Below are 13236 nucleotides of genomic sequence, written 5' to 3' on the forward strand. Positions count from 1 at the left end.
ATGTTGAGTAAAAAAGCCCAACGTATAAATAATCAAAATAATTTTTTCTACTTAACCTTAGCATTGGTCTTTTTATTGATTAGTGCATCATTAGACAAAGTGATTACGTCTGGTTTTTTACAATATATACTAGAAGTTTTCACGTTTATCACTTTTGGCATTTGTTTATTGAGTTTACGCTTTGATAAGAATTGGTTCCGTTTTTTATTATTATTAGTGGTTGCATGGCTGATAGCGGTGATTACTCGAACGGTGTTAGGCATTGAAGAAATAGAAATTATTATGCTGTTATTGATGTTTACTTTCTTCTATGGCACATTTTGCTCAATTATGCGCCAAATATTATTCACAGGTTCAATTACTGCCAATAAAATCATTGGTTCAATGGCATTGTTTTTGTTGCTTGGTTTAATGTGGGCCATTGGATATTTGATTTTAATCCATTTTTTACCTGGATCATTTCAAGGCATTAATAAAGGGCCGTGGCATGAGAATTTTGCTGATGCCGCTTATTTTAGTTTTGTTACTTTAACGACATTAGGGTATGGCGATATTTTACCAATATTGCCCATTGCTAAAGTTCTTGCTTATCTTGAAGCGATTGTTGGCGTATTTTATATGGCAATTGTAGTTTCAAGTTTAGTGAGTTCAAGTCGAGAACAATATTTTATTGAGCATGTGGATGATTAATTTGTAGTCATTGACTCTGATTACTGGCTTATAAATAAGAGAATAATCATTAAGGTTATTCTCTTTTTTTCATTTAGTGCTATTTTGCTAGTATTGATTAAATAGCCATATGTGCAGATTTGATGTATGGCTTGCTTGTTATTTGCGATATGAAGGTAATATGAATCGCTTCTTTAAGAAAATTTACCAATATATAAATCCCTCTATGAATCCTGATTTAGCCCCAGCGTTTGATGAATGGCAGAAACATATTCCAACGTTATGGCTGTTAGGTAAAACAGGGGCAGGAAAATCAACTATTATCCAAACGCTTACTGGGAATAGTTTGGTTGAAATAGGCAATGGTTTTCAGCCATGTACTCGTACCGCGCATCATTATCTCTACCCTGCAGAAAATCCATTAGTGTGTTTTTTAGATACACGAGGATTAGGTGAGGCGGATTACGATCCCATTGAAGACATTGCAATGTGTAGTGGTAAAAGCCATGCATTAATGGTGGTGATGAAAGCGGAAGAGCCAGAACAATCTGGGTTATTAACGGCACTAAAACAAATTAAACGTAGCGGTGCGATCAAACATTTATTGGTTATTCATACTGCCGTGAACAGTATTGTGGATGCTCAAGAACGCCAACGTGCGATTGAATATAATCATCAGCGAGTTATGGATGTGTGGGGTATAAAACCAGCCCAGTGGCAATCAGAAACGGCTACCAGCTATCAGCCGATTGTGGTTGACTTTATTCCTGAGGATCAACAGTTTATTGGTGTTGATATCTTACACCATGCTTTAACGGATGCGCTTCCAATGTTGAGTTTGTTATCTAATCAACAAGCCCATACTAATCGCGAAGAACAAAATTTTTACCAGTTACGTCAAGAGGTTCTCTGGTATGCAGGGGCTGCGGGGGCGAGTGATGCCATTCCTGCGGTTGGTTTATTCAGTGTACCTGCTATTCAAGGAAAAATGCTGCATAGCCTTGCGAATCAATATGGCGTTAGTTGGAATAAAAAAGATTACGCAGAATTTGTGGGTATGTTAGGTTCTGGCTTTTTGTTGCAATATTTATCTAAATTGGGGCTTAACCAGTTAGTTAAATTTATTCCAGCATACGGTCAAACGGTGGGGAGTGCGACCGCGGCTGCGATGAGTTTCTCATCAACTTATGCGATTGGTCGTGCAGCTTGTATGTATTTATATCATCGTAGTAAAGGTGAGTCGATTTCAAAAGACCAAATTAAACTGGCTTATCAACAAGCATTTAAGACTGTAAAGCAGGTTGCTGATCGACAGCAGTTAAGTAAATCGGCACCTAAAAAGGATCACGAATGAAACGGGTGAATAAAAGTTATCAGCTAATTAATCAACTTTCTGAAGGTTTCTTACCATTATTGATGTTGGCAGTGTGTTTGCCCATTATGGTATTGGCGGGGTTTGGTGTTGTTGATCTGATTCAACAAGGGCAGTGGCTATTATTTTTCGCCATTATTGCTGGTGGTTGTTTATTGGCTTTCCTACCTTATTGGTGGTTACGTCGTAAACGTGTCGTGGCGGATGCTGTTATGGATGATATTGCACCATTACATGTGGCAGCTAATCCACAGTGGAGTGAGCACGATCAGCAAGTCTGGCAACAAATGGCATTGGTGATTGATAAACAGTTAGCCGAGGATGCTGCATGGGAAAGCCTACAAGCACATGCTTATGTCTTGGTTGCTGATGTTGCTGCGCAGTACCATCAACAATCGAGCTCGCAAAAATTAGCGTTTACTGCGCCTGAATTTTTAATGATGGTTGAAGAGGTAAGTCGTCGTTATCGTCACTTTCTACAACAACATGTTCCTTTTTCTGAGAAGATCACGCTAACGAGCCTTAAACAAGGTTACGCGATTAAAGATAAAATGGGGTATGCAAAAAGTGCTTATGATGTCTATCGATTATTCCGCATAGCCACACCGACAGGCTGGTTAGCCGAAGTACGCGGTTTGGTTGTCGGTAAGTTGTTTGATGATGTTAGTGCTGAAGTTCAAAGTAAATTAAAAGCGACGTTATTACAAGAAGTCGCATCGGTAGCGATTGATTTATACAGTGGTCGTTTTAAGCTTGATGATGCAGCGGTTCCACACAGTCAACTTCAAGATCACGATCAGCAAGCAATCGCCATTGCCGTAGAACCCTTGCGGGTAGCCGTTGTTGGTCAAGTGAGTGCGGGTAAGTCATCGGTTATTAATGGGTTATTGGGTGAGATTGCGGCTGAAGTAAGTGCGTTACCATCAACAGACAAAGCTACAACCTATAAATGTGAAGTTGAAGGGCTCGATTTAATCAATCTGATTGATTTACCCGGCATTGATGGCGGTGCTGAGACTGAGAAAAAATTATTGAAACAAATGACTGAAAGTGATGTGGTTATTTGGGTATTAAAGGCCAATCAATCGTCACGCCAATTAGATGTTACTCTAAAATCGGCATTTGATTTGTTTTATAAGCAACCTGAAAATCAGCAACGAAAAGCACCGAAAGTGATCATGTTGGTTAACCAAGTTGATAAACTCAAACCGGTTGATGAATGGTTACCACCGTATGATCTTGAGTCACCACAAACGGACAAAGGGCAAATTATTAGTGATGCAGTGAAGTATAACCGCGAGATAATGCACGCTGAGTATATTCTGCCATTTTCCGTGAGTAGCGATCGTATTCCGTATAATCTTGATAGCTTGCAATCACAGTTACAGCAGGTGTATCAAGATGGGATCAATACCCAGTTAAACCGTCGTCGCGCGCAAGGTGAAACGATTGATTATAGTGAGCAAGCAAAACGGTTATATCGCTTAGGTAAACTGGTGTTTGATGCGGCAACGAAATAATAGGTATTGCTAAACTAATTAAGCCCTTATGATTTAGTGATTATAAGGGCTTTAAATTATTAGTTTAGCGTACTAGATATCTTGTTATTGATGTTTTACGTAGACAATGAACGATTATTATCGAAACGGTGAACACCACTGGTACTGCAAAAAGACTGGCAATAATCGGGTTAATATTCAAAATACTGATGATATTGAGGTAATAAATCACAATAAGCAGATGGCAGAGATAAATACCCAGAACATCTTTGCTTAATGAGTGAATGATTTTATAGTCACCTAAGTTAGGTTTTGCTAATAAAATAAAGAAAACACCTAATGCCCATAACGGCGTGCCAAATAGGAAATCGTGGAAAAAAGTTCCATTTTCTTGCAGTGAAAGGTAATTAGCTTCACCGATAAATAAGCCAAATCCAACGAGCATCATTATTATGCTGTTTTTCAGACTAACGCTAATATTACGGCGGCGAACTTCAAATCCAAGCATGATCATAAAAGTACTGAAAAATGGACCATTACGCGTAAAAATCGGTGAACTTAATTCTGTTATTTGAGCATAGCTACCTGCCATTAAGCCAAAAATAAATAACAGAGTAGCCACTGGAATAATTAAGCGAGATAACTTCAAACGAAGTAAAACGGTAATGATAGTTAAACCGCTGAGTAACCCTGGAATATACCAAAGATGTACTAATCCACCTTCAAATAAGGTATTTAATGGTGTTGTGAGTAGTTTTTGCCAATAAAAAAGACGTTCAGTAAAATATCCTTCAGTTGCCACAAGATGAAAGTTAAACGGCAAAATAAGGTAAATGATACTCCATAAGACCCACATAATGAGTAATGGACGAGCATAGCGCCAGAGATAAGGGATACGTTCGGTTGTTAAACGTGGTTGAATAAAATAACCCGCTATAATAAAAAATAACGGTACTGCAAACCGACTAATTTGATTGAGTCCCATCCCTAACAAGGGTTGATCATCAAATAATGGCGCTTGCATGAATATTTGGCTATGCAAAGCAATAATGGCAATCGTGGCAATAACTCGACCAAATTCAAAGCTGGCGATACGATGTTGAGACATGACGATAAACTCACAAACGAAAGTGGTGTCGAAATTATATGGAATTAAGGATTTTGTAAATTGTATTATGGAAGTGAATTATGTTATTGATCACAGAATTAAATTTATGATCAATAAAAGTAAATACTTTAATTAAGAATGGAAGGTAAAGAGGTAACAATATGTGTATTAAAGTTACCTAGCTATTCAAATTAAGGCTGCTTTTACAGTCCAAGTTGATCCAGTAAATCTTGATTGGCGTGATTGTTTTCTGTGTCTTTATTGAATGAAATTACTGGGTTTTGTTGTTGTTGAGCGTCATAAGCCGTTTCAAAAATAGCATCAGGATCTTGCTCATCAATCTCAAATTCTTCTAATTGAATAAATTCAGTTTTATCCATTGCTAATTCAAGATAGAAAATATTATTTTTTGCAGTTGTAAAACTAACACGACGTACTTGAGGACGATCAAGATTAGTATCAACAGAAAGAATAATTTGTTTATGCAGAGCGAGCATTTTTGGCTGGTTTTGGGTAATTGAGATGTTTAATTCTCTGCCAATTTTCCCCGTAAAATCACCAACAACTTGATTCATTAATTCACCTAAAATATTAGCGACATCATCAGCAGTATGATGAATAGCAATATCTGTGTCAGGAAAGCCCATTCTGAGCATATAATTTTGATAAAGTTCCATTGCGGCAGTAGCGGAAAAATTAGTGACGACTAATCCTGTGAAGCCACCATCAAATAAAACAAAGCAACCAATATCAGGTTTTAAGCTTGTTTTATTGATTTTTTGTACCATAGGAGAATATTTAATGTGGCTTTCTGTTGCACGTGATAATACATCAGCTAGAGAGTGACATAATTTAATTAAAATATCGTCGGTAGTTATCGTATGATTTTTTTGCATATACAGCCCTGTAAAACGTATTTGTAACCAATAAATAAAAATTCAGTAGTTAAAAGCCGATAGCTAGGTCGCTTTTATACTACAACTTTAAAGTGTAATAAAAGCTATCGGCTTATACGGTAAGGACTTAAATAGTTATTTGAGTTTATTGTGTGAATTATTGGTGATCTTATGCGAAACGTTTATCTAAGTACGCAATAATATCGTTTGATTCATACATCCAAGTCACTTGGCCATTTTCTTCAATACGTAGGCAAGGTACGGTACGTTTTCCACCTTGTTCTAATAGTTCTTGACCCCATGGTGAAATTTTTGCATTACGAGTTGCTAGTGGGATATTTAGACGTTTAGCATGGCGACGTACTTTTACACAAAACGGACAGGTTTCAAATTGATAAAGTTGCATATTAGCGACAGCAGTATCAATTTCTTGTTGAGCCGTTGCTGACCGCTCTATACCACGCGGAGAAAATAGTGAGTTAAGTAAAAGAATGATTTTACCTACGAACCAACGAAGTGCTTTCATGTTTTATCCTATGGCTGATTATAAAAATTATATCGTGATTCTATTATAAAAATGTCAGCGGGTAACTATATTGTAAGATATATCGGTGGGTTATTACCTTGCATTAACTGTTAGAAACATTATCAGTACATGTTAATCAATCGATATTGATGGTTAATAATACGATTTTATTTTTGTTTTAGTGATAATTAGTGGAACTAAGATCAATATTTAGATGTATGTCACTGAATGCATAAGTTTAAGGTGCGGCATAATGTTGCTTTGCTTTATACTTGATTAAGGTTTGGTGGGTAAGTGATTAATCTGATGATTAATAATATAAATATTCTCATTTGTGATGATTCAGTATTAGTTCATAAATCAATTACACGTCTATTACAGTCATGCAGTAATGCGACTTTTTTCTATGCTGAGAATGGAAAAGAGGGCCTTGATTGTCTAAAAAATAGTGATATTGATATTATGTTTTTAGACTTAACTATGCCTGTAATGGATGGTTTTAGTGTAATGAAATCCTTACCTGTCCGTGAATATAACACCACGATCATTGTATTATCCGCTGATGTACAATTAACCGCAGTGGAAAGAAGCCTAGCATTAGGCGCTGATTATTTTTTATCTAAACCATTTAATCATGATGAATTAATAGAACTCTCGCAACGGTTAGGATTGATTTTTGATCGTACTCAATTACCGTTATTAGATTCTCATTTAGATAATAATCCTATTGAGAGTATTCGTGAATTAGCCAATATTGCTTTAGGGCGAGGTGCGGCAATTATTTCTGATCATCTTGGTGATTTCATTAAAATGCCATTACCGAATGTTGCATTTATGACAAGCAGTGACTTATCAATGGCGATTGCAGATGTTCGTAATGATCATGGACTAATTGCTATTACCCAACGTTTTGTTGGTGGTGGGATTCACGGTGAGGCCTTAGTTGAATTACATGGTGATGATATTTATTTGTTTGGTGAAAAACTTGGGTTTAGTCAAACGGATGAATATAAAAATGAAGTGATTATTGATATTGCTAATTTAATGGTTTCTTCTTTTTTAGTGGCGTTATCGGAACAAATTTCAATTCCATTTTCTGTGCGTCAGCCGATTGTTTTAGAAGAATATATGAACTCACATAGTACGGATTGTGAGATGCAGACTTTTTTTACCATTGAATATACCTATAAAGCTGAAATATTAGACGTTGAGTGTGAAGTCTTATTTATTATGGATAGTCATTCTCTAGCAATCATGAATAACAAAGTGATGGAATCATTAAATTGAACGAAATATCTTTAGCTGATTTTTATTTGACAATGCAAGTATTAGATAATCTTGATGCGGGTGTTGTTATATTAGATGAAAACTATAATGTTTGTGCATGGAATACCTTTATGCAAGCTTATAGCAGTATTTCTAATGTTGAAATAATAGGAAAATCATTATTTGAGGTTGTACCTGATTTACCAGAATCATGGTTACAGAGTAAAATAAAATCGACATTTAAATTACGAATGCGATCATTTTCAGCATGGGAAGATCGACCATGGGTATTTCGGTTTTTGAATTTTTGTCCAATTTCTGGTAGTTCAGATATCATGTTTCAAAATATGACTTTAACACCATTACGTTCATTATCTGGTGAATATAAACATATTTGTTTAACGATCACTGATGTTACTGATATCGCTAAAAATAAAAACCATCTTCATGAATCAAATAAACAACTGACATATTTAAGTATTACTGATCGATTAACGCAGCTTTATAATCGAGGTCATTGGGAAAACTGTTTAGCTGATGCTTTTGATTATTGTCATCAAACACAAATACCAGCCACATTGATTATGTTTGATATCGACTATTTTAAACGTGTTAATGATACCTATGGTCATGTCGCGGGGGATGGGGTCATTAAAGTGATTGCTGATGTATTACTGCGCACTAAACGTCAAACCGATATTGCAGGACGCTACGGTGGTGAAGAGTTTGGTATTATTCTTCCTGGGACGTCTGCTGAGTTAGCGGGGTATTTTACGGAAAGATTACGCAATCGTATTGAACAAGAAACTGTATTTGATGATCAGCGGGGTGTTATAAAAGTCACGATTAGCTTAGGTGTCTGTGAGTGGAATTCGACCTTAACTGATTATAAGTCGTGGCTAGAGAAATCTGATTTAGCTTTATATGAATCAAAGAAAAGGGGCCGTAATACGACCACCATTATTAATAGCGATAATTGTTTTAAAAACAGTAAAGGCGAGTTTGTTTTATCGAATAACAATGAGCATATGCCCATAAAATAGGCAATAGTTAGCTGCCAATCTGATAATACAGATAATGACTGTATGTTTAGTGGGGGTTTCGGTAACATGCTGGCGTTTTCCTGTTTTTAGGTCAGTCGCTATGCGCATTCATGTTATACATACTCTTTATGAGGAACGTCTTGCACGTTCAACTCGTCCTTTTCTTGCCCGTGGTTCTAAAGTCCAACGCTGTCGTCAGTGCATGTTGCGTACGCATTTGTGTGTTTGTGAACATCGTCCATTAGCGACATCAAATGCGGCTTTTTTGTTGGTTATGTTTGATGATGAGATTCTAAAGCCAAGTAATACAGGGCGTTTAATTGCCGATGTATTTGAAGACACTTTTGCTTATATTTGGTCTCGAACTGAACCTAATGCAGAAATGCTAGCATTATTAGATGATCCTCAATGGCAACCCTATGTTGTTTTTCCTGCTGAATATGCACCGGAGAGAGAAGTTACGACGGTGACACTTGAGGCTGGAAAGCGTCCATTATTTATTATGCTAGATGGTAGTTGGGCAGAAGCAAAAAAAATGTTCCGTAAGAGTCCATATCTTGATCGGTTCCCATTATTATCAATTAATCCAGATAAACCGTCTCGGTATAAAATGCGTGAAGCATCAAAGGCAAATCAATTAGGAACTGCTGAAGTTGCAGCGCGTATTATTGATTTATTTGGTGAGCACCATAATGCTGAATTATTAGATTTATGGTTCGATGTTTTTCGTGAAAATTATATCGCAGGTAAAATGAATCGCCAATTACCTGAATACTCATCGTTATCTATATTAGAAAAATTCATGTTATCCGATGATGCTGCATTATAAAAATGTGATGTTAATTGGATAATATTAAAAGCCATTTGAACAATAACTGATGAATTGAGTCGTAGATCACAGTCATTTTTAGTCTAAATGTGGATAATTTTGAGTATATTTAATGAGTTATAGACTCATAGTGTGGTTAAACATTATTTGTAGGAGAATCGGATGTACTACGGCTTTGATGTAGGCGGAACCAAAATTGAATTTGGTGCATTTAATGAAAAACTAGAACGTGTAGCAACAGAGCGTGTACCAACACCGAGTAATGATTACGATAAACTGATTGATACTATTGTTTCAATTATTACTGCGGCAGATATAAAATTCGGTTGTGAAGGTTCGGTCGGGCTGGGTATTCCTGGAATTGAGGATGCACGAGATGGCACCGTATTAACATCAAATATTCCTTCCGCTAAAGGTAAAACCTTACGTAAAGATTTAGAAGCTAAGCTAGGTCGAAGTGTTAGCCTTGATAATGACGCAAACTGTTTTGCTCTGTCTGAAGCGTGGGATGATGAACACAAAGATGCGCCATCAGTCTTAGGCCTTATTTTAGGCACTGGTTTTGGTGGGGGAATGATCTTTAATGGTAAAGTTTTCGCAGGCTTAAACCATGTAGGTGGTGAATTAGGACATATGCGTTTACCGTTAGATGCATGGTTATACATGGGTGAACAAGCACCATTGTTTGATTGCGGCTGTGGTCAAAAAGGCTGTATGGATAATTATTTATCAGGCCGTGGTTTTGAGCAAATTTATGCACATTATTATGGTGAAAAACTAAAAGCGATTGAAATAATTGAACGCAATGCTGCGGGTGATAAAAAAGCCCAGCAGCATGTTGATCGTTTTATGGAAGTGTTAGCAATGTGTCTCGCTAATTTATTCACTGGTATTGATCCTCATGTTGTTGTATTAGGCGGCGGTTTATCTAATTTTGAATTGATTTATGATGAACTACCAAAGCGTTTGCCTAAATATTTATTGTCCGTTTCACAAGCGCCTAAAATTGTAAAAGCCAAACATGGTGATGCAGGTGGTGTTCGTGGTGCTGCATTCTTGAATATTAAACAGTAGTTATTATATAAATAACTACTGTTTATGTTGTAACAAAAAGCACTTCATGACGAAGTGCTTTTTTTTTGTGTTAGAATTCGCGCTTGTTTTCTTATACTGATCTATTGGTATAAGCGTATTTATTGCTAGGAATACACTATGTCGTTTGAAACGCTCGGCCTTCACCCTAAATTATTGCAAGTTGTGACAGAGTTAGGTTATGAACAACCAACCGATGTGCAACTACAAGCAATCCCATTAGCATTAGCTGGGGATGATGTGATGGCAGGGGCACAAACGGGTACCGGAAAAACAGCAGCATTTGCGCTCCCTATTTTACAACGTTTAATGACATTACCGTCATTAGCGGAACAGGAAACTGAAGACGCTAAGCCTCAACAAGGTGCCAAAATTCGAGCTTTAGTTATTACACCTACTCGAGAATTGGCACAGCAAGTTTATGATAGTTTTGTTGCATACAGTAAATATAGCGAGTTGAAAGTAGCGGTCGCTTATGGCGGCACCAGCATGAATGTTCAAATTAAAGCATTAAGAGCGGGTGTTGATATTCTGATTGCGACACCTGGACGTTTACTTGATCATGTTTTTGTCGGTAATGTTTCGTTAGCAAATGTTGAAACATTTGTACTTGACGAAGCTGATCGCATGCTTGATATGGGGTTTATTGTTGATATTAACCGTATCATGAGACGCATGCCGGCAGAACGTCAAACCTTATTCTTTTCTGCTACTTTTTCAAAGCAGGTGAAAAAATTAGCCTGTACTATTTTAACTGAACCTAAAATGGTAGAAGTAACACCTAAAAATATTGCTGCCGATACTGTTCAGCAAATGGTATATCCAGTTGATAAAAAGCGTAAATCTGAATTGTTGGCTTATTTAATTGGTTCACGTAATTGGCAACAAGTATTAGTGTTTACTAAAACTAAACAAGGCTCAGATCAATTAGCTAAAAGTTTAGGCTTAGACGGCATTAAAGCGGTATCTATTAATGGTGATAAGAGTCAAGGTGCTCGTCAGCGCGCGCTTGATGATTTCAAGGCGGGTAAAGTTCGTGTGCTTGTCGCAACAGATATCGCTGCTCGTGGTTTAGATATCCAACAGCTAGAGTATGTTGTTAATTTCGACTTACCGTTTAATGCCGAAGATTATGTTCACCGTATTGGGCGTACAGGTCGAGCAGGTAATACGGGTTATGCCATCACGCTAATGAGCCTTGATGAAGAATGGGCATTAAAAGCGATTGAAGAACTATTAAATACACGCTTACCACAGCAATGGCTTGAAGGTTATGAACCCGATCCTAGTTTAATTGAAACGACATCTGTTCATCGTGGAGCATCGGCAGAAAAACGTCGTGCTAAAGCCAAAAATAAGGTACATCAAAATCGCGGTAAGAATACTCAACGCCGTCGTTAAATAAGCGTTATTATTAACTCAAAATGATCATAAACACCGCCGATAAAGCGGTGTTTTTTATTGATATGAAACTAATTTAAAAATATTTTATTTTAACTGTAAATCATTAGTAAAATTAGTTGTTTAACCTAATGTTGTCTGTTATTTTGTCGCCCTTGCTTGTAATATTTCGCTTTTATTTTTATAAGCTCTGATGTTGTTAGAGGGATTTATGACAGGGTTAAATAAAGGGCTTCGATTCATTGTTTTATTCTTAGTCTGTTTTACTATTGCCACATATGGGTGGTTTATTCTTGGCGGTGCAAAAAAGGAGTATATTGTTGCCCCTACAAATAGTACATATAAAATTATTGATGATTCTGGTCAAAATGGAGCGTCAACAACAAAGCTAAATATTCATAAACGAAATATATTACTAGAATGTAACCTTGTTAATAAAGCAAAGTGGCCATTTTGTGAAATTGCGATAGCATTAACTGATTCGATTGATAATGGCATTGATTTAAGTTCGTATCATTCTGTTGGGCTTGATATTGATTATACAAGTCCTCTTAAAGGGGAAAGAGTACGTGTTTATTTGCGTAATTTTGATCCTATTTATGCTAATGTTAATGATCCATTATCATTGAAGTTTAATGCGATTGAATATTCCCCAGGTACTGACCAAGGATTACAAATATTCCCATTACGCTCATTCCAAGTATTATCTTGGTGGATCGCAGAGAATAACATTCCTGTAAATAAAGCAAATCGCCAATTTGATAATATCTCAATCATTGAAATTGCAACCGGAAGTTATGTTAAAGAAGCATATTATGCTATTAAGTTAAATCGCTTAGTCTTCTATGGTGATTGGATAACAGAATCAGCTTTAGTAAAGTTATTATTATTATTATGGGTAACAACCGCTGTTGTTGTTATTTTTGTTGAACGTTTTCTTCTTAATAAAAAAATAAAAACATCAGAAGCGCATAGCCAGCACTTACGAGATGCTAATAGGTTGCTTTATAATAAAAGTTTGAAATTTGAATATTTAGCTTGTACCGATCCATTAACTCGTATTCGAAATAGACATACTGTAACTGAATGGTTAGAAGAAATAATTATTCAGACAAGAGCAAATAATATTCCTTTTTCAATGATTTTTATCGATCTTGATTATTTTAAATCAGTTAATGATACCTATGGTCATAATTTTGGTGATGAGGTTTTAATTAAATTCACCACGACTGTTGAGACATTAATACGTAGGTCTGATGTATTTGTTCGCTGGGGTGGGGAAGAATTTGTTATTTTCTGCCCTGAAACAAATATGAAAAATACGGTTGAAATTGCTGAACGTATTAGAGAAACAATTATGATGAAAAAGTGGGAGTTTGATAAAGACTTTCACTTAACGTGCAGTTTAGGTATTGCTGAATTAGTTGATGAAACGAGTGAAGATTTGATCAAGCGTGCAGACTTAGCGTTGTTAAAAGCTAAAAAAATGGGACGTAATCGAACTGAAATAAGTTGGGAACACCACTTAAAATAAT

12 protein-coding genes are annotated in these 13236 nt (G+C 36.3%); 9 read left to right on the plus strand and 3 right to left on the minus strand.

The window, feature by feature from the left end:
• The 3 genes from GLP24_RS04500 (at position 1) to GLP24_RS04510 (ending at position 3561) form a co-directional block, all read left to right on the plus strand.
• On the plus strand, positions 1-690 hold the full coding sequence (locus GLP24_RS04500) for a potassium channel family protein (RefSeq protein WP_101768402.1): 690 nt from the start codon (positions 1-3) through the stop codon (positions 688-690).
• 160 nt (positions 691-850) lie between these two features.
• Positions 851-2023 (plus strand): YcjF family protein, encoded by a 1173-nt coding sequence (locus GLP24_RS04505; RefSeq protein WP_152652625.1) that lies wholly within the window; start codon positions 851-853, stop codon positions 2021-2023.
• The gene (locus GLP24_RS04510; protein ID WP_232615585.1) at positions 2020-3561 is read left to right on the plus strand and encodes a GTPase family protein; all 1542 of its coding nucleotides are present in this window, start codon (positions 2020-2022) and stop codon (positions 3559-3561) included. Before GLP24_RS04505 ends, GLP24_RS04510 begins: the two co-directional genes overlap by 4 nt.
• Before the next feature lie 64 nt (positions 3562-3625).
• Here the strand turns inward: GLP24_RS04510 and GLP24_RS04515 are convergent, their stop codons facing one another.
• The 3 genes from GLP24_RS04515 to GLP24_RS04525 form a co-directional block, all read right to left on the minus strand.
• On the minus strand, positions 3626-4648 hold the full coding sequence (locus GLP24_RS04515) for an acyltransferase (protein ID WP_232615586.1): 1023 nt from the start codon (positions 4646-4648) through the stop codon (positions 3626-3628).
• A 203-nt stretch (positions 4649-4851) separates the two neighbouring features.
• A complete protein-coding gene (locus tag GLP24_RS04520; protein ID WP_232578862.1) occupies positions 4852-5544 on the minus strand; it encodes a DUF3334 family protein in 693 nt (230 codons plus the stop codon).
• Between the two features lie 169 nt (positions 5545-5713).
• Positions 5714-6070 carry a glutathione S-transferase N-terminal domain-containing protein gene (locus tag GLP24_RS04525; protein WP_101768397.1) on the minus strand — a complete coding sequence of 119 codons (357 nt, stop codon included), beginning with the start codon at positions 6068-6070 and terminating at the stop codon, positions 5714-5716.
• Between the two features lie 294 nt (positions 6071-6364).
• Here GLP24_RS04525 and GLP24_RS04530 point away from each other — a divergent pair, with 294 nt between their 5' ends.
• From GLP24_RS04530 to GLP24_RS04555, 6 genes are all read left to right on the plus strand, one after another.
• Positions 6365-7357 (plus strand): response regulator, encoded by a 993-nt coding sequence (locus GLP24_RS04530; RefSeq protein WP_232615587.1) that lies wholly within the window; start codon positions 6365-6367, stop codon positions 7355-7357.
• A complete protein-coding gene (locus GLP24_RS04535) occupies positions 7354-8379 on the plus strand; it encodes a sensor domain-containing diguanylate cyclase (RefSeq protein ID WP_101768396.1) in 1026 nt (341 codons plus the stop codon). Before GLP24_RS04530 ends, GLP24_RS04535 begins: the two co-directional genes overlap by 4 nt.
• 100 nt (positions 8380-8479) lie before the next feature.
• Complete coding sequence (locus GLP24_RS04540; RefSeq protein ID WP_101768395.1) at positions 8480-9208, plus strand: tRNA-uridine aminocarboxypropyltransferase; 729 nt, start codon at positions 8480-8482, stop codon at positions 9206-9208.
• A gap of 162 nt (positions 9209-9370) precedes the next feature.
• Positions 9371-10282, plus strand: coding sequence for an N-acetylglucosamine kinase (gene nagK / locus GLP24_RS04545; protein WP_101768394.1), 912 nt, complete (start codon positions 9371-9373; stop codon positions 10280-10282).
• Positions 10283-10420: 138 nt separating this feature from the next.
• A complete protein-coding gene (locus GLP24_RS04550; protein WP_101768393.1) occupies positions 10421-11701 on the plus strand; it encodes a DEAD/DEAH box helicase in 1281 nt (426 codons plus the stop codon).
• Between the two features lie 211 nt (positions 11702-11912).
• Positions 11913-13235 carry a GGDEF domain-containing protein gene (locus GLP24_RS04555; RefSeq protein WP_101768392.1) on the plus strand — a complete coding sequence of 441 codons (1323 nt, stop codon included), beginning with the start codon at positions 11913-11915 and terminating at the stop codon, positions 13233-13235.
• Position 13236: the final 1 nt, after the last annotated feature.

It is taken from the genome of Photobacterium carnosum (assembly GCF_021236965.1).
Taxonomy (GTDB): domain Bacteria; phylum Pseudomonadota; class Gammaproteobacteria; order Enterobacterales; family Vibrionaceae; genus Photobacterium; species Photobacterium carnosum.